This is a genomic window from Pseudoalteromonas sp. NZS71 (assembly GCF_015864715.1).
GTDB lineage: Bacteria > Pseudomonadota > Gammaproteobacteria > Enterobacterales > Alteromonadaceae > Pseudoalteromonas > Pseudoalteromonas arctica.
This window is the reverse complement of sequence record NZ_JADYWS010000024.1, coordinates 45,177-63,686: the sequence shown is the minus strand read 5'-3', so window position 1 is coordinate 63,686 and position 18,510 is coordinate 45,177. Positions and strand designations below refer to the sequence as shown.

The window sequence follows — 18,510 nt, the reverse complement described above, 5'->3', positions numbered from 1 at the left end:
GGCTTTTTTTATGTCCAAAATTTAGTGTGCAGTACTTATTTTAAAAGTTTTTTTTTTTTATGAACTTAATTAAAAAAGTGGCGTCTATTATTATGCTTGTTGATTAATTGCAGTTAATACAAGTTTTCATGTTGATTCCCCCGATTTAGTTACTAATTTTAGTAATGATTGAGCCAGCCCATTTTGAGTTGGCTTTTTTTATGTCCAAAATTTAGCATTCAATTTTTTTATTTTAAAAGTTTTGATCTTTTTATGAACTTAATTCAAAGAGCGGCGTCTACTATTATGCTTGTTGATTAATTGCAGTTAATACAGGTTTTATGTTGATTTCCCCCTATTTGATTACTAATTTTAGTAATGATTAAGCCAGTTCATTTTGAACTGGCTTTTTTTATGCGCATAATTTGATTTGTTTAAATCAACCCGAATAAAAATAAATGATCTTTCGTAAATTAATTTGAATTAATTATTTTGTTTTCCGGTCTACTCTAATGCCTGTTGTTATATAGCCTCACCCAGTAATATTAGTTATTTTGGTGATTATGTATTTAAGTTGCAGCTTACTCGGGCACATGTTGATTTTCCCTTTGATTACTTAATTTAGTAATATTTGACCAGCTTATTTTGAGCTGGTTTTTTTATGTCTGTAATTTCTTTGCTCCCCTACTTCTATTGCGTGTTATTGGTTATGATGGCATGTCTCTAAATTTTATAAGTTTATTTTATGCTCACTCAAGTACTCACTAATATTGATTGGCTAAGCGCCGGTGCTGGTGTTGCGTTAGGCGTTGTATTTTACGGCGTTGTATCAACACAGCTTCGCAAAAAGCTACATCTACAAATAAGCGAACAGCAGCAACAGCTTTCCCTATTACAAAATCAATTTGATAATAAAGAGCTGCAATATAGTGCCTTGCAAGAAGATCACGAACTGCTAGAACATACTCACCAAGAACAGCGCGATGAAGCCCAGCATTTTAAAACGCGTTTTAGCGAACAAGAAAAACAAAGCATTCAATACAATCACTTTTGGCGTAAAGCCGAAGGCGAGCTTGCAGCGCTTCGTGAGCAATATAATCAACGCGATGTTGAATATAATAATATGCGCACCACCCTCGAGCAAAAACAACAAAGCTTTACCGAGCAACTCGCGCAAATTGAGCAAAGTAAAAATATGCTCAAAAAAGAATTTGAAAACCTAGCCAATAAGATTCTAGAAGAAAAATCACAAAGCTTTAAAACCTTAAATCAAGAAAGCATTGAACAATTATTAAAACCGGTTCAAGGCGAGCTAAAAGGCTTTAGAGAAAAAATGGAATCAATACATGTTGAAGACATAAAACAACGAACCGCGCTTAAAACCGAGCTATTGCATTTGCAAGCTAAAAGCCAAGCTATAACAGATCAAGCCGACAAGCTCAGCAACGCGCTACAAGGGCAAAAGAAAACCCAAGGTAATTGGGGCGAACTCATGCTCGAAAACGTCTTAGATAGCGCTGGCTTACGTGCTGGCGTTGATTATAAGCGCGAAGTGTCGTTTAACACTGAAGATGGCCGCTTACGCCCTGATGTAGTTGTTTACTTACCACAAGGCCGCCACTTAGTCATTGATGCTAAAACATCATTAAATGCTTATACACGCTATGTGAACGCTGAAAATGAGCTAGATGCTAATCAAGCAATTAAAGAGCATGTAAACGCCGTTACAGCACGTATTAATGAGCTTGCGAGTAAATCGTACGACCGTTTACCAGGGCTTAATTCGCCTGAAGTTGTGGTTATGTTTGTACCAATAGAATCAGCTTTTGTAGAAGCACTTAAATATCAAAGTGATATTTACCAACAAGCAATCGAAAAAAATATACTGGTAGCTACACCTACTACCCTGCTTACTAGTTTAAATATTGTTAAACAGCTTTGGCGTTTTGAAGAGCAAACCAAATACTCAAAAGAGCTGGCAAATCGGGCTGAGCGTTTTTATAACAAGCTCAATGGTTTTTTATTAAGTATGGAAGGCGTAGGTAAGCAGCTTGATAAAGCGAAAGAAAGTTACGACAAAGCGTTCTCGCAATTATACCGCGGTAAAGGTAATTTAATTAAACAAGCATCAGAGTTTAAAGAGCTTGGTGTATCGGTACAAAAAGAGTTACCTAGTGAGAGCGTTGAACGTGCGCAGCTAGAGCTTGATTAGATTTATTAAGTGTTTTCAATTAAGTATGTTGAATAATGTACGTTAGAAACCAGAGGTGTTTATGAATAATAAGATTATAGGTATTGTTTTAATCGTTATAGGTATCGCTTTAATTATGTGGGGATATGACGTTTATGATGCGGCGGCTTCGCAGTTAAGCCGTGCATTTAGTGGTGATACACCAATAGAAGCATGGGCGGGTATTATTGGCGGTGCCATCTGTGTGTTAATTGGCATTAAAAAGCTTAAGTAACATAAATAAAATACAGCTTACTGGGGCTTGTTGACCTTTCAGGATAAAATTTGTTCAATCTAGGGGCTATTTAATCGCGGCGCGAGGTTTGTAATTTAGTGGGCTCGATAACTGCTCCTGCGTTATTCTAATGGCTTACATCCATGTAATAATAAGTAAAAACCGAGCAATAAAGAGTAAATTGCCCCTAGGCAGAACCCTTAGGGCAGCGCATGTTTGGCATTTATACTACGTTATCGTCTGTTTATGGGGAATAACCACACTACATAGACTCTGCCTTGCCTAAATACCAAACAGTCTGCTGCAAATTTAACCTCAAAAGATAAACAGGCCCTGAATAAGCTGTATTAGTTTATTTGTAATCCATCACTTCTAGTAATTCATTTAATTTACTTTCTGGTAGGCATTCGCCTTTATCCCAATAAGAGTTTAGTAACGCAGTTAAACTGCCAATACGCTGTGACTTTTTCTGCATTTGCTCAATCAAAATGTCAGCTTCTTTTTGTTTTTTTTCTAAACGCTCGATTATTATTGTGTGGTTTAGCTCGCCGTTTTCGTTACGTAATAAAGGTATTTCGTTGAGTGAAAACCCCAAGCTTTGTGAAAATTTAATTAATTGCAGTTTTTCTAAGTTTTGTTGGGTGTACAGCCTATAACCATTAGCACTGCGAGTGGTTGGTGCTAATAACCCTTTGCTTTCGTAAAAACGAATAGTGCTGGCAGGTATGTTGGTAAGTTTTGCAAGTTCGCCTATTTTCATAACTAATAATAACTCCACTTTACATAAACTTAGTAGGTTGACCTTCAAGCTAACTTTAAGGTTATAGTTGTTTTAATGTCAATTTAATTAGCCAATAATTATGCGCAACCCTGTGTTTACCTCCTTTACCTTGCCAAGTGGTTTAGTATTAAAAAATCGTATTGCCAAAGCCGCTATGGAAGAAAACCTAGCACAAGAGGACCAAACGCCCTCCCAAGCACTTAAAAATGTTTATAGCGCATGGGCTAAAGGCGGTACAGGGCTAATTATTACTGGCAATGTAATGGTTGATCATTTAGCGATGACAGGCCCAGGTGGCCTAGTGCTTGAGCAAAGTACCGATATTACTGCCTTTGCAGAGCTTGCTCGTTTATCAAAGCAAAATAATTGCAAAGTGGTGATGCAAATTAATCACCCTGGTAGGCAAGTATTTAAAAAAATGGGTGGAAAGGCTCTATCAGCGTCAAGTGTTGCACTTAATATGGGTAAGCACTCGCACTTATTTGGCGTACCAAAGGCAATGACGCAAACCGACATTGACGATGTTATTACCCGCTTTACACAAACTGCACTACAAGCCGAAAAAGCCGGTTTTAATGGCGTACAAATACATGCAGCGCATGGCTATTTACTTGCCCAGTTTTTATCGCCACTTACCAATAAGCGCGACGACAAATGGGGGGGAAGTTTACAAAATAGAGCCCGTTTACTTCTCGAAATAACCCGCAGTATCAAAGCAGCTTGCTCCCCCACCTTTTCGGTTTCGGTAAAGTTAAACTCTGCAGATTTTCAGCGAGGTGGGTTTGAACCCAGTGACGCGCAAGTTGTAGTGGATTTATTGAATGAACTCAATGTTGATTTTGTAGAGCTTTCGGGTGGTAGCTACGAAGCACCTGCAATGCAAGGTAAAACAGGTGACGAACGCACACTTGCCCGCGAAGCATACTTTTTAGAGTTTGCAAAAGCGATTAGCCACCGCTCATCAATCCCAATAATGACCACCGGCGGCATTAGTCGCTTATCTATTGCCAACAACGTGATTGAAAGTGGAGTGGCCCTCGTGGGTATTGCCACTGCGCTTGCATACCAACCAAATTTACCAAACAAATGGCAAAATGAGCCACTGCAACTAGCCGTATTACCCAGTGTTACTTGGCAAGATAAAACCCTTGCAGGGCTTGCCACTATGGCACTGGTAAAAAGGCAAATACGCCGTTTAGGCCAAGGTAAACCTGTAAAAACAAACGCTTCACCAATATTTACTTTAATTAGCGACCAGCTACGTTCGATTAAATTAATTAAGCGTTACCGCAATCGCTTTGCTAGAGAGATTAACTAAGCTTTGGTATTCACTCTTTTTATGTATTCCGGTTTTGTTTACTAATTTTTACACTTGAATAAATGTAACCATTTTTATGTTGTGTAAATGAGTATTAAGGCGTGCACCAATTTGGAAGTTTGCTTTTTTATCAAGCTATTAAAGTGCACTATTTTGTGCATATTAAAGTACTGTACGAGTAAAGAAAATAATCATTCTAAAATGTTAATTAAAGTGCGCGTTCAGTGTTTGTTAATTTAACCATCTTATTGAAATTATTGATATTTATTGCTTTCCTCTCGCTTGAGTTTGGTTGGTATTTATACTAGTTTATAGCGTAGATATTTAACCTTACTCAAGGAGAATAGTTACATGGTATCTCGCAGAAATTTTATTAAAGCAGGCGCTGCTTTAAGTTTAGGCTCTATTTTTAGTGCTTCAGCTTTGGCTGAACAATTAAAAGTAAAAATGTCTAACGGCAGTGTTATGCAAACTAAAGGATCAATAGATAAAAGCGCTGCTCTGCCCACAAACGATGTTACTAACGCTAAGCATTACCGGCCTGAATCAAGAATGGGCTTAGGCGGTCTTGCCGCAGGGAATGGCTTTAATACTATATCAAGCGATGCAGAGGTTTTAACAATGCTAAATGCAGCATGGGATTCTGGTATTCGTCATTTTGATACGTCACCTTTTTACGGCTTGAGTTTAAGTGAAAGGCGCTTCGGTGATTTACTTCGAAACAAAAAGCGTGAAGATTATGTTTTATCCTCAAAAGTAGGTCGCCTTCTTACCCCTTCAGCAGAGCCTCTAGAGAATAGTTGGCATTGGGCTGATCACTCACCTTTTCATTATAAATATGATTACTCTGCATCAGGTACGCGCCGTTCAATAGAAGACACGTTGCATCGTATTGGTGTCGCCTCGCTTGATATTGTTTATATTCACGATTTATCACCGCAAAATAGTGATATGGGAGATGATTGGCTTAAGTATTTTGATCAGGCAGCAAAAGGGGCTATTCCTGAGTTAACTAAAATGCGTGATGAAGGAATAATTAAAGGCTGGGGTTTTGGAGTAAATACACCTCATGCTATTTATAAAGCGCTTGATATGTCAGACCCTGATATTTGCTTACTAGCGCTGCAATATTCAATTTTAGATCATAAGCAGGCACTTGATAAAACCTTTCCTATGCTTGATAAACGAGGTGTTTCAGCAGTCATTGGTGCTCCGCTTAATGGTGGTTTTTTAGCCGGTCGTAACCGCTTTAATTATTCACCTAAAATTCCTGGGCCTATGCAGCAAAAGTTTAATGCAATAAGCGACATTGCATCTAAACATGGGATTGATATTAAAACAGCTGCACTGCAATTCGCAGAGGCGCCTTCAACGGTATCCTCAATTATTCCTGGCGCACGCACGGCAGATCAAATTAAAGCTAATGTAGCCTCAATGAAAGTTACCATACCAAGCGAATTTTGGAGTGAATTGAAATCTAAACAGCTTATTGCAGAAAACGCCCCCATACCTGCATAACAAAATAGGTGTGCCATTTGCTTGGCACACCTCGTTATAGTCAGTATGGTTTATTTTTAAGCAGCGCTTAGTAGTAAGTATATTGATTGTTGGGCATTTGTATAAGCGCAGCTTGCTGGCGTTTAAAACGTAGTTTTTAAAATTAGTTTTTAGGTAGTTAGAAGCTTTGCTTCTCGCGTGAGCAAGCTCTACGCCTACCGGAAAACTTAACGTTGTGGTTAAAATTAACTTGTATAAGTGCAGCTTGCTGGCGTTTAAAAACGTAGTTTTTAAAATTAGTTATTAGGCAGTCAAAAGCTTGGTTTCTCGCGTGAGCAAGCTCTACATGCTGTGTCTCGATAAATTATAGACACAAGGCGCAGAGCTAATAGGTAGGAAAAATCTACCGATTACACTACCTCAAGCAGTAAAATATTTTATATAACAGCTCGTAACCTTATAAACCAAATGAACATCTCAGTGAGTATGTGAAAAGAGGATTGTCTAGTTGTGGTTGGCCAAAAGCATTATTACGTGCCTATTACCTATTAAGCGTATCGGTATCATGCTGCACTTCATCCTAGTGGTGAGAGCGTGTGGAACATATTAAAAGAGCTAAATATATAAAGCAAAAAGCTACTGTAAACCCCCATTACAGTTAGCCGGCAAATAGTAAATTAGCACTACTTAGTCAATTGAGCAGTGCTAATTGGTTTAATTAAAAACCACATTTACCGTTATTTATTGCCATTGCGCTTTTGCCAAAACGATCTCAATACCCCACAACTTTGCTTTTATAAACTTAAAAATATCAAGCACATTGCGATTTATTAACCCATTTTTTGTAAGGTTGGTACTTATCGTACAACACATTAAAAATATACGTGTATATAAGTATAAACACTAAAAATCCAGCTTCTAATGCTGTAGCGGCTAGCCATGTAATATTTAAATACCAAGCAAGTATTGGCAGCGTTATTACTAACATACCCAGCTCAAAGCCACATGCATGCGTAATGCGGGTTACTAAACCTCGCTCGATTCGGTTATGCCCAGCTATTGTATCAAACACTATGTTGTAAATGTAATTCCAAAGCATGGCGAAGATTGATAAACCAACACCTACTATTGCCATTTTTCCTGTTGCAAACCCACCAAAATAAACTGATGCAGGTATAACAAAAGATAATGCTATCATCTCAAATATTAGCGCCTGAAAAATACGTTCTGCTGTGTTCATATATAAATAACTTCTTAAGTTGATGACGATGGCTGTATTTTCATTCATTATAAAGATATGTGTTAGTTACTTAGTATCGGGAAAAGCGATATGTTTAGTATTGAACAGCTTCAAGCATTTGTGGCTACCGTTGAAGCTGGATCGTTTTCAGCTGCTGCGCGCGGTTTAAGTAAAGCGCAGTCGGTAATAAGCCAGCATATTATTAATTTAGAAATAGACTGTAATGCGACATTATTTGAGCGCACAGGGCGCTATCCACAATTAACCGAAGCCGGTAAACAGTTACTCCCCCAGGCTAAAGCCGTGCTTAATCAACACCAGCGATTAACAAACTCTGCATTAGCACTAAATGAAAAAACACCAACCGAAATCACTATCGCACTTGACGAAGGGATCCCGTTTAAAACTATCGCGAGTATTATTAGCAAGCTGCAAAGTAAGTATCCTTACGTATCGCTTGAGTTTTTAAGTGCATCCAGCCATGACATAATTGACATGCTAAACAGCGAAAAGCCTATAACGGGTATTATTTTTAGTGAATTAAATATACCGAGCTACTTAGACTATGAATGTATTGGATCGGTAAAATTTGATTTATATGTTGCTAAATCGCACCCTTTAGCGGGGATCAGATGTGAAAATATGGATGGCCTTCGGCTACATCGACAACTTCTTCTTCGTTCTCGCAATACGCAAACAAGTAGCTTTCAGCTAAAAATTAGCCCAGAGATTTGGTATGCCGATAATTACTTTGTATTACTCGAGCTAGCAATACAAGGTAACGGGTGGTGCTTATTACCAAACCATGTAGCTGTAGATGCAGTACAAAGTGGTGAGCTGGTTAAACTTCCTCTTGAGTTTGAAGAAATGGGTTGGTTGGCTAATGTTGATGTATTACAGCATCAGCAACACAGTAATCAAGAGGTGTTTAAAGTACTAAGAAATTTACTACGGAATTTTTTAAAAATTTAGCTTTTATATAATGCCTGTTAAGCGGTTTACTTTTTATTACGCTAAATCCCAGTAAGGTGTATCGCCATAATAGCCACTAGTAAAATCAACAAATGCACGTACTTTACTGGGTAAAAACTGTCTGTTAGCGTATACCATATACAGTCCCATTGGGTCGGGTTCGTAGTCATTTAAAATGCGCACTACTTTACCTTGAGCCAGTGCTTCGCCAGCAATAAATGTGGGCTGCATAGCAATACCACCTCCCGCAATGGCTGTATTTAGTAGTAAGTCACCATTGTTAGCCACAAAGTTACTTTCAAGCTTTAGCTCGCTTTTTAACTCATTAACCCCAAATAATCGTTTTGTGGGCTCACTGTGGGAATAGCGTAAATAATTATGTGACTGTAAATCTAGCAGTGTTTGTGGCGTGCCATGGCGTTTTAAATAGTCGGGTGACGCAAACACCGCTAGGTGTATAGGTGCAATTTTTTTAGCTATCAACGTTGAGTTTTTTAATACGCCAATGCGCAGAGCAATATCAATACCCTGCTCTACTATGTCTACATATTGGTCTGTGAGCCGTAAGTCTAACTTTAAATTTGGATACTGCTTTTGAAAATCAACCAACAAACCTGCTAAATGCTTAGTACCAAACGACATTGGCGCACTAATACTAAGCACACCCGATACATTTTCGCTTAAGTTGTTTAGTGAGTTTTCCATGTCCTCAATATCAATAACCACCTGCTGACAACGCTGATAATATTGATTTCCAGCCTCTGTAACACTTACTTTTCGCGTTGTACGGTGTAATAAACGCGTGCGTAGATTATCTTCCAGCGCAGAAATATATTTGCTGACTAACTGCGGCGAAATATCGAGTTTATCGGCCGCTTTTGAAAATGATCCTTCTTGCACAACGGCTAAAAAGGTCTTCATGGTGGTGAGCTTATCCATTTTTTAACAATGCTTTGTTGATAATGTATAAATAAGTATCATATTTATCGTCAAAATAGAAACTTATATAGTGTTTATAACACGTCTATTTGTTTAAGGTTTTAGTATGACTCAGCCTGCTTTATTTATATCTCACGGCTCGCCAATGATGGCTGTTCAGCAATCGGCTACGTCAGATTTTCTTGCATCATTAGGTCAAACGCTTAGTAAGCCTCGTGCTATTGTGGTGTTTTCTGCCCACTTTGATGAAGCGCACGATATAGTTATTACATCCGGAGATGCGCCGCATACTATTCACGACTTTTATAACTTCCCCAAGCCCCTGTATGAAATTCAATACCCAGCACCAGGAGACCCTAAGCTTGCTAATACTATTAGTGAGTACTTTTACAAAGCGGGTATTAAAACGGTGAAAAGTGCAGATCAAGGGTGGGATCATGGTGTGTGGATCCCGCTGCGCTTAATGTACCCAACAGCTAATATTCCCATTGTTCAGGTGTCTATTAACACGCGTTTAGGCGCTCAGGCGATGTATAAATACGGACAGTTACTTGCACCACTGCGCAGCGATAACGTATTAATTATTGGCTCCGGTGGTATTAGTCACAATCTACGTGAAATATTTAAAAGCCCTGCTACACCTAATCGTGTTCAAATGGTTAATGAGTTTACTCATTGGGTTGAGCAAAAATTAATAGCGCAAAACACCCAAGCGTTACTTAACTATTTAAATGAAGCACCTCATGCTTTATTTAATCACCCTAGCCAGGAGCACTTTTTACCTCTTTTTGCAGCGCTTGGAAGTAGTGACGGTAAAGCAAAAAAAATACATGAAGGTATAGAAATGGATATTTTAGCACTCGATGCTTATAAGTTTTATTAATTTGAGCGTTCGTTCAAATTAAGTTAAGCTGTAAGCAAGTACTCTAAAACCAACTTAATTTATTTTATTGCGGAGCAAACATGGCAACTACACTTGCATTTGACGTATACGGTACGCTAATAAACACTCACGGCGTACTGTCCTTACTCGACGACATGATTGGCGATAACGCCCAAGCATTTTCAAATACATGGCGCGAAAAGCAATTAGAGTATTCATTTAGACGTGGATTAATGCAAAATTATATTCCTTTCTCGCTATGTACAAAACACGCACTCGATTACGCCTGCTTAGCGCACAAAACCGAGCTAAGTGAAGATCAAAAGGGGCAACTGCTAGAGCTTTATAAAACGCTTCCTGCGTTCGATGATGTAAAAGCAGGCCTTGAGCAATTAAAAGCGAAGGATTACCGTTTGTTTGCATTTTCAAACGGAGCTGCCGACGCAGTTCATACCTTATTAGAAACCGCTGGCATTAGTGAGCTTTTTGAAGGGGTAGTAAGTGCCGACGACGTTAAAACCTTTAAACCAAACCCAGGGGTTTATAGCCACTTTTTACGCGAAACCAATTCAACAGGCGCAAACACGTGGCTTGTATCAAGTAACCCGTTTGATGTAACCGGTGCCATATCGCACGGCATGCGCGCGGCGTGGATTCAACGATCTAAAGAATCTATTTTCGATCCGTGGGAAATACAGCCAAATACTATCGCAACCGACTTACTCGATTTAAAAGCAAAATTAGAAAGCGTTAACTAATTTTCTGTTCCCCCTTTTGCCTATGGTATTAAGTGCCGTGGGTGTAAAGGGGGTTTACGTTTTAACTATTTATTCCCGCCTTTATTAGCTCAATCACTGTATTCATACGTTTTGCCAACGGCCTATTTCGGTGATGGCACACATAAATAGATTCACTAACCGGACATTCTAAATGATGCGTTTTAATAAGCGCGGGCTTATTGAATGCGCCAACAGCATGAGCAGGTAATACCGTAAAGCCCAACCCTAAACTTACTGGTTCTAGTATTAAACTAATTTGGTTAGAAAATCCCGTACGTCTTATTTGGTCAATATGCTCAAACTCACTGTAGTTTTCGCTTAGTAGTAGCTGCGCATGATGGCTTGCATCGGGATGAGCAATAAACCCTAGCTCACACAGGGTTTGCCAATTAGGCATGTTTATACCTGCAGGCGTTACAAGTAGTAGTGGCTCTTGGCTTATTTTATGGCTGGTTAGTTCGCTAAATGTTGGAGCTTGAGTTAAAAACCCGATGTCGGCACTATGGTTTGCTACAGCTTGTTCAACACTTACATTGGGCGCAAAGCGGTAATCAATAATTAGTTCTTTATGCTCAGATTGCAGTGCTAATAATTGATTATAAAACTTTAAACCACAACTGCCCGGAGATTGAATCTTTACCGCTCCGCTGTACGGCGAATCATCTTTTAATTGTTGTTCTAAAAACTGCCAATCTTTAAGAAGTAGGCTGCCCTGCTGATATAAGTTTTGGCCCTGAGGAGTAAGAGAAAACTGCTTACCATGGCGCTCAAGCAAAGCGCAGTTAACTTGTTGCTCTAGCTTTTTAATGTGCTGACTTACACCAGATTGGGTCATATAAAGGCGCTCAGCTGTTTGGGTAAAATGATTTACCTCAACCAAAGTACAAAACGTATTTAACCATGTTGGATTTATCATTACAAAACGTACTCAAAATGATGATTAATGATAATTTTACTTAATGTTGGTCGATTCGTAAACTAACTCCATCAACTAGTCACAAGTTAAAGAGGAAGCATTATGAGTCATACATATCCACGTAGTTTTTCGCACATTGGTATTTCGGTTCCCGACGTTGAAAAAGCAGTCGAGTTTTACACTAAGGTTATGGGTTGGTACACCATAATGGAACCCACTTTAATTACCGAAGACAAAAGCCCAATTGGCGAAATGTGTACAGAAGTATTTGGCGAAAAGTGGGAAAAATTCAAAATAGCGCACCTATCTACAGGGGATCGTATTGGTGTCGAAATTTTCGAATTTAAAAACCAAGAAAACCCAAAAGACAATTTTGAATATTGGAAAACAGGCATCTTCCATTTTTGTGTTCAAGACCCTGATGTAGAAGGTTTAGCTGAGCGTATTGTAGAAGCTGGCGGTAAAAAACGTATGCAAGCCCCTCGTTATTACTACCCGGGTGAAAAGCCGTACCGCATGATCTACATGGAAGACCCGTTTGGTAACATCCTTGAGATTTACAGCCACAGCTACGAGCTTATTTACAGCGCAGGCGCTTACTAGGTAGCACTTAGCTAAAAACAAAGACCGCAGTATTTATTACTGCGGCCTTTTTGTTTCAGTTATAGAGTTTTTAAATACACTTCACCGTCTTCTTATTCTCTATAACTTGTTTTTGCTTAGCTTGTGCAGCATGTTTTGCCCTGAGTTGAAAATATTATCAACCTCCAGAAAAGCACTACCAATCGAACTGTGTCCTAGTGAATTTATGAACGACATAATGTATTTGTCAGGAACTTTTGCTCTTATCCATAAACAGGCTACATGTCAGTACCGCTGAGATTAAAAAACAAAACATTACGCTTAATGTAAATAATATAAAGTTTTCATTTTTTGATATAGCTACTCTTCTGAAGAGTATTTCGCCGCTATTAAGTGCATCTACTCCTACATAGATCATTAACGGAATTGCAAAAAATGCATTGCTGAGCTTAATAAGTAAGTTCTTTGATGAAAGACTTACTAATTGAGAAGCATCATGCTCTTCCTCGTCTCTATTTAATAGTTCGGCTTTTAATAGCTCAAAGCGTTCAGGGTACAAAGCCCTATCAATAGACGTGATAGCTTCTTGCAATTCAGTAATAGAATATTCTGAATAATTTGGTTCCATCTATTAAACCTTCTCCAGTGCCTAGCGCCTGTGTAAGCGTTAGTCTTTGATACTTATTAGAAAAATGATTTTAAAGTGTAGCCACATTGAACTAACTCTTTTGCTACTTGGTTTTTCCATGCACCAGGATCATCAATAGTGACATATAAAACACCACTTATATCATTTGGAGTTTCAAGAGCCCCTTTAACTAAAGGGCAGACATTTTCTCGACCAAGCTTCGCAATAAGGTAACCATGTTCAAACACTACATTTTGTCGTGCTCTATTTTTTGGAGGGTTTGGCTCTGTTATAGCTCTCCCTAAATCACATGGAGTATATAAAACAAGAGCAAAATCAGCATCATTTGAATAATGTTCAATTTTTTCAATAATTGTCATTCCTGCGTTAGCTTGCTCATGCAGGATAATAGCTTCTAAACCAAGTTGCTCGACAAAGCGACTTACTTCTTGTTTTACTTCGTTGTTATGTCCATGAACAATAAACACTTTCCGTTTGTTACGAGGAACTTCTTTAGCTGGAGGCACTGGTGTATTTGTAGTAGTTGGCATTACTCCCTGAGTTGGTTCCCCGAACTCCAATTGATCTAATATTTGTGTGAACTCACCAGATAAATACGTACGTCTTTCGACGTAACTACTAAATTTTGGCTGAATAAACCCCCAAAATGAATCTAAATTACGGTGCTGTCGTAACCACTGAGGAAGCATTGGTGCAAGATTAGAATTACTCAGCAATTCAGAGCGTAATGCTTCAAATTCACCTGAGTCAGATGCAAGTCCAGTTGCTCTTGCAGTGAGCAAATTCAAAAGGTAGCTAACCTTATCGAAATCCGTTTCTAAAAATTCAATACTCAATTAGATCTCCTATAATTCAATCTAGAACTTAAAAGCACAACAATTTTGCGTATATTCCTGCGGTTGTCACGCTCATTTTCTACTTTACACAGTTTTAACAAATTACCTAAGATATTGCTATCAAAAGCTATTTAATATCTACAAGCAAAGTTAAGGCATACAAATGCGCATTTCGCTCATTTCCTTGATTATGTAAGTAAGCAGCAGTTTGGCTGGCTTAATAGGTATTACAAGTATATGATATTGATAATTATTTGCATTAAAGGATTTTGAAGGTGTGTATGAAAAAGTCTATGTTAACTCTGGCGTTAGTTATGGGTTTGAGTGGTTGTAGCACAACAACTGTGCCGCCTGATAAAAGCTCATCGCTTTATTACACTGCGCTTTATAATGCACAAGCAAAGCCTGTTAGCTCTGTATTATTAGAGCCCAAGCTATTAAATGCCGATGTGGTTTTAGTGGGTGAATTGCATACACATCCGGGCGTGCATTTATTTCAGGCTGAGTTATTTGAGCAATTAAGCAAAAGTAATAAACGCTCAGCCCTGTCGCTTGAGCAATTTAGCCGCGCGGATCAGCATACTTTAAACCAGTACGTTAAGAGTGAAATTGGTGAGCAATACTTAATTGATAACACCCAAGCGTGGCCTAACTACAAAAGTGACTACCGTGCGCTGGTAGAGCTGGCAAAAACGAACAATAGTGATGTAATAGCTGCAAATGCCCCTAAAAATATAGTCACCTGTATTGGCAGGCAAGGCATAAGTTACCTAAATAAGCTTGATGAAACACAACAGAGCTATATTGCAGCCGCTATTGATACGTCTCCCAGTGATTACAAGCAACGTTTTATGACCTCAATGCACCACGGCTCGCCGAGTCAAAACGAGAATTATTATGCTGCGCAAGTTACATGGGATGAAACCATGGGGGAGTCTATCGTTAACTATTTAAATAATCATAAAGATGCGCAGGTAATGCATATAGCGGGCGATTTTCATGTGAAAAATGGCGAAGGTATAGCGCGAGTTATTAAGCGTTTAGCGCCAGAGCTTAAGGTTGTGTGGATATCGCCGGTTACAAGTGTGCAAGCTAACCAAACAGGATATCAGTTGCAAGTTAACCCTTTGCCACCCCGTTATGTACAAAAAGAACATCAGCAAGCCGCTTTTAAAGCGTTAGCCAAACGAGGCGAGCAAACAGCTTGCTTATAAAATAACGACATAGTTAGTGAATCTCTTAACCAGGGCTCAGGTTAACTATGTCGTCATGTATTTAGTTTAGTTATTTCGGGCTTGGTTGGTTAGCTCAACCAGCGCTTTATGTACCTCTAACGGGCTGTTGCACTGGGTTTTAAAATTAATAAAGTAATTACGCTTTTGGCTTTGTATATAAAAACCAGTGGGTAATAAGCCGCTCATTATTGGGGTGTTATCAGCTACGCTGTAGTGCTGCATTAATATGAGCGACATAGCATCTTGATGGTCATCGTTCATGTGACTTATCATGCTTTGCTGCTGGTTCTCATCCCAGTTTTTTGCCTCATCCTGCCATTCGTTTTGCTCAAGCCAAAATATTTTGCCAAAGCCACCAATGTAACGCACACGAATTACGTCTAATTGCCATAATTGAAAGTCGTGCGCATTGCGATAGCTAGCAGCTTCGGGGTATAGGGCAATATAGTTATCAAGTAAAGTGTGTGCTTGCTCACTTGGCACAACAGAGCCATCACCTACGAGCGTTACGCGGCCGTGCTCGTTTTGATCGCCACTGTCGGTGGCATCAAACACAGTTAGGCTCATACGAGAGTCGTGCTTTAGATTTTTAGTGTGCTGGGCTATATCGCTAATAAAAAAGTAAATACGGCCTTGTTCGTCGCACATATAGGGGGTTACTGAGCCAAACGGGTAGCCGCGTAAATTATTAGAAATAGTCGACATGACACCGGCATTGGTTTTGTAAACCAAGGTGCGTGCATCGTTTAATGCTTGCTCTCTCATAAAAACTCCTGACGTTGAGAAAAAACCATGGGTGCATCGTTATAAGGATGAGGATTTACGTGCAGTTTCATGGCGTACATTTGTTGTAAGTTTTGTTCTGTTAATACGGTGTTTATAAGCCCACTTTGCAACACTTTTTTGTTGTGCAGTAAAATAGCATCGGTTGCATACAGGCTGGCTAAATTTAGATCGTGTATTGCAATAATGGCGCTGTTGCCTTGTTCTACAAAGGTTTTAACGCAGCTGAGCAAAGCATGTTGGTGGCGCATATCAAGTGCTGATGTAGGCTCGTCGAGTAGCATTAGTTTTGGCTCGGCCGATTGTGTAAAGGCATCGAGCTGCGCTAAAGTACGCGCCATATGCACTCGTTGTTGCTCTCCGCCCGAAAGCGCACTTACGCGGCGAGTTAAATACTGGTTTAAATCCATAATAGCGGCGTATTTATGTACTTTTTCGCTTTGCATTTTTAATGACTCTACATACGGATAGCGACCCATTGCAATAAGCTCAAATACATTAAAATCAAACCCTACGTGGTTAGCTTGCATCATAACTGCGCGCTGTGTGGCTAGGCGTTTTTTAGCGTGAGAGGCCAGCGGCTTAGCATTAAAAAGTACACTGCCTGTAAAGGCGTGCATACCTGCTAAGGTATGCAGCAAGGTAGATTTACCTGCGCCATTTTCACCAAGTAGTGCTACAAGTTGCCCTTGTTTAGCGCTGCCATTAATAGCGTTTAAAACGCTGTGATTATCAAAGCCAACGCTTAGGTTGTTAAACGTGATCATGACCAACCTCGCTTATTTTTCACTATTAAATAAATAAACAATGGCGCACCCAATAGCGCGGTAATAATGCCAATGGGCAGCTCTGATGGCATGATCACAATACGTGCTAGCCAGTCAGAAAGTAGCAATACCACTACGCCAATTAGCATACAAAGCGGCAGCATATTACGTAAATGCGGCCCCACCATTAAGCGGGCAATATGCGGGACTACCAAGCCAACAAACCCTATTAAACCGGTAAGCGCTACAACCGCACCTACCCCTAATGCAACGAGTATAATGACATACAATTTAAGCTTATTAGTGTCTACTCCTAGGTACTGAGCTTGTGACTCGCCAATAAGGAGTAAGTTCATGGGTTTTTTTAACCGCCACAGGCCAATTAGGCTGATAAATAGTAACGGCGCAGCTTGAATAATCGTGCTCCAGCTTGCTCCGCCTAATGAGCCCATGGTCCAATAATTTATTAATCGTAGCGCGCTATCGTCGGCAAAAAAACTCAGTAGCCCAATAACAGCGAATGCTAACGCGTTAATAGCGACTCCTACCAATATAAGTGTGGTGATATTAATTTGCCCCTGCTGCTTGGCAATAAAATATACCAGCGAGGTAACGCCAAGCGCCCCTAAAAACGACGCATAAGGTAAATACAACTGAGCGTTAAAATTAAACTGCGCGCTAAGTGCAATAAACGCCACTGCAACCATTGCCGCACCTGCACTAATGCCAATAATAGATGGGTCTGCCAGCGGGTTACGGCAAAGCGCTTGGGTTGCCGCCCCTGTTTGGGCAAGTACCAACCCTACTAATACAGCAAGCACAAAACGCGGCAAACGTATTTGCATTACTACATTAATTTGCAGCGCATCAAACTGATTAAAGTACTTGGGTGCAAGCCAGGCAATAGCTAAACGCCAATCCCATCCTGCAGGGCCATACCCAATGCTTAGTAGCGCCAAAGCAAAAATACAAACAGAGGCTAATAGCATCCATTTATGAGTTTGGCTAAGTGTTATAGGCACAAAGCGGCTCAATGTTAGGGTGTTCATAAGCGGGTTTTATACTCGTTAAGCTCATTAATTGCTGTGGCAATACGTGGCGACATGCCAAGCGAAAGCAGGCTATCCATTACAAGTAAGTTACAGCTTTGCGCAGCTTTTAATAAGCGTAGGTTCGGTTGCTTACAAAAAGCCTGCTTGCCGCCAATGCTTTGTACAACATGCTTTGGCGCAACTAAAAAGTCAGGCTGATTTACAGCAAGTACTTCGGTATTAATTACTTTAAAGCCTGAATGTGTAGCGCCTATATTAGTAATGCCCGCATAGCTAAATAATAAATTAGGGACGGTTTCTTGCCCTGCGGCAACAAGCCCGCGCTCATTAGCTGAGAGTAAAAATAGTGCACTGTGCGTTTGTTGTTTTGCTTTTTCAGGTAATGAGTCTGTAATGTGCGTAATAAGCGATTGCGCTTTTTGCTTGGCGTTTAAATCGGTACCAAGGCGTTTAATTAGCTCAAGTAGCTCATTAACTGAGGTGGGTTTTTTATAATGAATTAGTTTAATCCCAGTTGCCTCAATTTGTTTAAGTGCTTGGCTTCGCCCTGCGCCTTCAAGCGCTAACAAGGTGGTTGGGCGCATTGAAAGTACGCCTTCTGCCGCTAAATCGCGGTAATAACCCACTTGTGGTAATTGCGTAGCTTGCTGCGGGTACATACTAGATTGATCAACCGCTACAAGGGTACTTTGTTTGCCCAGCGCATAAATTATTTCTGTAAGGGTACCGCCAGCACTAATAACGCGCTCCTGTGCAAGTACAGGTTGAGTGACTAAAGCAAACAATATAAATAGGTATTTCATTACAAACTCCGGCTTTTATTTTTCGGCTATTATA

Annotated in this window: 19 protein-coding genes; 9 read left to right on the top strand and 10 right to left on the bottom strand. The window is 39.7% G+C overall.

What is annotated here, in order from left to right:
- Nucleotides 1-724 precede the first annotated feature (724 nt).
- Both rmuC and I6E85_RS15565 read left to right on the top strand, forming a co-directional pair.
- Nucleotides 725-2,191 (top strand): DNA recombination protein RmuC, encoded by a 1,467-nt coding sequence (gene rmuC / locus I6E85_RS15570; RefSeq protein WP_007583680.1) that lies wholly within the window; start codon nt 725-727, stop codon nt 2,189-2,191.
- A gap of 61 nt (nt 2,192-2,252) precedes the next feature.
- Nucleotides 2,253-2,444 (top strand): DUF3185 family protein, encoded by a 192-nt coding sequence (locus I6E85_RS15565; protein ID WP_007583678.1) that lies wholly within the window; start codon nt 2,253-2,255, stop codon nt 2,442-2,444.
- A 352-nt stretch (nt 2,445-2,796) separates the two neighbouring features.
- Here the strand turns inward: I6E85_RS15565 and I6E85_RS15560 are convergent, their stop codons facing one another.
- On the bottom strand, nt 2,797-3,204 hold the full coding sequence (locus tag I6E85_RS15560) for a MerR family transcriptional regulator (RefSeq protein ID WP_165726743.1): 408 nt from the start codon (nt 3,202-3,204) through the stop codon (nt 2,797-2,799).
- 100 nt (nt 3,205-3,304) lie between these two features.
- Here I6E85_RS15560 and I6E85_RS15555 point away from each other — a divergent pair, with 100 nt between their 5' ends.
- Nucleotides 3,305-4,543 (top strand): NADH:flavin oxidoreductase/NADH oxidase family protein, encoded by a 1,239-nt coding sequence (locus I6E85_RS15555; protein ID WP_101216061.1) that lies wholly within the window; start codon nt 3,305-3,307, stop codon nt 4,541-4,543.
- A gap of 351 nt (nt 4,544-4,894) precedes the next feature.
- Nucleotides 4,895-6,061 carry an aldo/keto reductase gene (locus tag I6E85_RS15550; protein ID WP_197237122.1) on the top strand — a complete coding sequence of 389 codons (1,167 nt, stop codon included), beginning with the start codon at nt 4,895-4,897 and terminating at the stop codon, nt 6,059-6,061.
- A gap of 790 nt (nt 6,062-6,851) precedes the next feature.
- Here the strand turns inward: I6E85_RS15550 and I6E85_RS15545 are convergent.
- The gene (locus I6E85_RS15545) at nt 6,852-7,280 is read right to left on the bottom strand and encodes a PACE efflux transporter (protein ID WP_101163556.1); all 429 of its coding nucleotides are present in this window, start codon (nt 7,278-7,280) and stop codon (nt 6,852-6,854) included.
- 90 nt (nt 7,281-7,370) lie between these two features.
- Between I6E85_RS15545 and I6E85_RS15540 the strand changes: the two genes are divergently transcribed.
- Nucleotides 7,371-8,252 carry a LysR family transcriptional regulator gene (locus tag I6E85_RS15540; RefSeq protein WP_007583664.1) on the top strand — a complete coding sequence of 294 codons (882 nt, stop codon included), beginning with the start codon at nt 7,371-7,373 and terminating at the stop codon, nt 8,250-8,252.
- A 36-nt stretch (nt 8,253-8,288) separates the two neighbouring features.
- Here I6E85_RS15540 and I6E85_RS15535 read toward each other — a convergent pair whose 3' ends face one another.
- Nucleotides 8,289-9,191: a LysR family transcriptional regulator gene (locus I6E85_RS15535; protein WP_197237121.1), complete on the bottom strand. Its 903-nt coding sequence runs from the start codon at nt 9,189-9,191 to the stop codon at nt 8,289-8,291.
- A gap of 106 nt (nt 9,192-9,297) precedes the next feature.
- On the opposite strand from I6E85_RS15535, the gene I6E85_RS15530 reads away from it, so the two are divergent.
- A complete protein-coding gene (locus I6E85_RS15530; protein WP_024609280.1) occupies nt 9,298-10,074 on the top strand; it encodes a class III extradiol ring-cleavage dioxygenase in 777 nt (258 codons plus the stop codon).
- Nucleotides 10,075-10,154: 80 nt separating this feature from the next.
- Nucleotides 10,155-10,832: a haloacid dehalogenase type II gene (locus I6E85_RS15525; RefSeq protein ID WP_002959247.1), complete on the top strand. Its 678-nt coding sequence runs from the start codon at nt 10,155-10,157 to the stop codon at nt 10,830-10,832.
- 61 nt (nt 10,833-10,893) lie between these two features.
- On the opposite strand, the gene I6E85_RS15520 is transcribed toward I6E85_RS15525, so the two are convergent.
- Nucleotides 10,894-11,769 carry a LysR family transcriptional regulator gene (locus I6E85_RS15520; RefSeq protein ID WP_197116924.1) on the bottom strand — a complete coding sequence of 292 codons (876 nt, stop codon included), beginning with the start codon at nt 11,767-11,769 and terminating at the stop codon, nt 10,894-10,896.
- Nucleotides 11,770-11,871: 102 nt separating this feature from the next.
- Here I6E85_RS15520 and I6E85_RS15515 point away from each other — a divergent pair, with 102 nt between their 5' ends.
- Nucleotides 11,872-12,372, top strand: a complete 501-nt coding sequence (locus I6E85_RS15515; protein ID WP_007583656.1) for a lactoylglutathione lyase family protein — start codon at nt 11,872-11,874, stop codon at nt 12,370-12,372.
- A 226-nt stretch (nt 12,373-12,598) separates the two neighbouring features.
- Here I6E85_RS15515 and I6E85_RS15510 read toward each other — a convergent pair whose 3' ends face one another.
- Entirely contained in the window at nt 12,599-12,979 is a 381-nt protein-coding gene (locus I6E85_RS15510) for a hypothetical protein (RefSeq protein ID WP_024591579.1), read from the bottom strand.
- Between the two features lie 56 nt (nt 12,980-13,035).
- The gene (locus I6E85_RS15505; protein WP_024591578.1) at nt 13,036-13,836 is read right to left on the bottom strand and encodes a TIR domain-containing protein; all 801 of its coding nucleotides are present in this window, start codon (nt 13,834-13,836) and stop codon (nt 13,036-13,038) included.
- Between the two features lie 281 nt (nt 13,837-14,117).
- On the opposite strand from I6E85_RS15505, the gene I6E85_RS15500 reads away from it, so the two are divergent.
- Complete coding sequence (locus I6E85_RS15500) at nt 14,118-15,050, top strand: ChaN family lipoprotein (protein WP_197237120.1); 933 nt, start codon at nt 14,118-14,120, stop codon at nt 15,048-15,050.
- A gap of 66 nt (nt 15,051-15,116) precedes the next feature.
- On the opposite strand, the gene I6E85_RS15495 is transcribed toward I6E85_RS15500, so the two are convergent.
- The 4 genes from I6E85_RS15495 to I6E85_RS15480 are packed head-to-tail and all read right to left on the bottom strand — an operon-like array spanning nt 15,117 to nt 18,476.
- Entirely contained in the window at nt 15,117-15,836 is a 720-nt protein-coding gene (locus tag I6E85_RS15495; protein ID WP_197237119.1) for a HugZ family protein, read from the bottom strand.
- Nucleotides 15,833-16,621, bottom strand: coding sequence for an ATP-binding cassette domain-containing protein (locus tag I6E85_RS15490; protein WP_010552894.1), 789 nt, complete (start codon nt 16,619-16,621; stop codon nt 15,833-15,835). The genes I6E85_RS15495 and I6E85_RS15490 overlap by 4 nt, the downstream gene beginning before the upstream one ends.
- Nucleotides 16,618-17,670: an iron ABC transporter permease gene (locus I6E85_RS15485; protein WP_197237118.1), complete on the bottom strand. Its 1,053-nt coding sequence runs from the start codon at nt 17,668-17,670 to the stop codon at nt 16,618-16,620. Before I6E85_RS15485 ends, I6E85_RS15490 begins: the two co-directional genes overlap by 4 nt.
- Nucleotides 17,667-18,476, bottom strand: a complete 810-nt coding sequence (locus I6E85_RS15480; protein ID WP_024591573.1) for a hemin ABC transporter substrate-binding protein — start codon at nt 18,474-18,476, stop codon at nt 17,667-17,669. Before I6E85_RS15480 ends, I6E85_RS15485 begins: the two co-directional genes overlap by 4 nt.
- Nucleotides 18,477-18,510 lie beyond the last annotated feature (34 nt).

Excerpts from the sequence above, each read along its gene's own strand:
- rmuC (WP_007583680.1), top strand. The coding sequence starts at position 725 with ATGCTCACTCAAGTACTCACTAATATTGATTGGCTAAGCGCCGGTGCT.
- I6E85_RS15565 (WP_007583678.1), top strand. The coding sequence starts at position 2,253 with ATGAATAATAAGATTATAGGTATTGTTTTAATCGTTATAGGTATCGCT.
- I6E85_RS15560 (WP_165726743.1), bottom strand. The coding sequence starts at position 3,204 with ATGAAAATAGGCGAACTTGCAAAACTTACCAACATACCTGCCAGCACT.
- I6E85_RS15555 (WP_101216061.1), top strand. The coding sequence starts at position 3,305 with ATGCGCAACCCTGTGTTTACCTCCTTTACCTTGCCAAGTGGTTTAGTA.
- I6E85_RS15550 (WP_197237122.1), top strand. The coding sequence starts at position 4,895 with ATGGTATCTCGCAGAAATTTTATTAAAGCAGGCGCTGCTTTAAGTTTA.
- I6E85_RS15545 (WP_101163556.1), bottom strand. The coding sequence starts at position 7,280 with ATGAACACAGCAGAACGTATTTTTCAGGCGCTAATATTTGAGATGATA.
- I6E85_RS15540 (WP_007583664.1), top strand. The coding sequence starts at position 7,371 with ATGTTTAGTATTGAACAGCTTCAAGCATTTGTGGCTACCGTTGAAGCT.
- I6E85_RS15535 (WP_197237121.1), bottom strand. The coding sequence starts at position 9,191 with ATGGATAAGCTCACCACCATGAAGACCTTTTTAGCCGTTGTGCAAGAA.
- I6E85_RS15530 (WP_024609280.1), top strand. The coding sequence starts at position 9,298 with ATGACTCAGCCTGCTTTATTTATATCTCACGGCTCGCCAATGATGGCT.
- I6E85_RS15525 (WP_002959247.1), top strand. The coding sequence starts at position 10,155 with ATGGCAACTACACTTGCATTTGACGTATACGGTACGCTAATAAACACT.
- I6E85_RS15520 (WP_197116924.1), bottom strand. The coding sequence starts at position 11,769 with ATGATAAATCCAACATGGTTAAATACGTTTTGTACTTTGGTTGAGGTA.
- I6E85_RS15515 (WP_007583656.1), top strand. The coding sequence starts at position 11,872 with ATGAGTCATACATATCCACGTAGTTTTTCGCACATTGGTATTTCGGTT.
- I6E85_RS15510 (WP_024591579.1), bottom strand. The coding sequence starts at position 12,979 with ATGGAACCAAATTATTCAGAATATTCTATTACTGAATTGCAAGAAGCT.
- I6E85_RS15500 (WP_197237120.1), top strand. The coding sequence starts at position 14,118 with ATGAAAAAGTCTATGTTAACTCTGGCGTTAGTTATGGGTTTGAGTGGT.
- I6E85_RS15495 (WP_197237119.1), bottom strand. The coding sequence starts at position 15,836 with ATGAGAGAGCAAGCATTAAACGATGCACGCACCTTGGTTTACAAAACC.
- I6E85_RS15490 (WP_010552894.1), bottom strand. The coding sequence starts at position 16,621 with ATGATCACGTTTAACAACCTAAGCGTTGGCTTTGATAATCACAGCGTT.
- I6E85_RS15485 (WP_197237118.1), bottom strand. The coding sequence starts at position 17,670 with ATGAACACCCTAACATTGAGCCGCTTTGTGCCTATAACACTTAGCCAA.
- I6E85_RS15480 (WP_024591573.1), bottom strand. The coding sequence starts at position 18,476 with ATGAAATACCTATTTATATTGTTTGCTTTAGTCACTCAACCTGTACTT.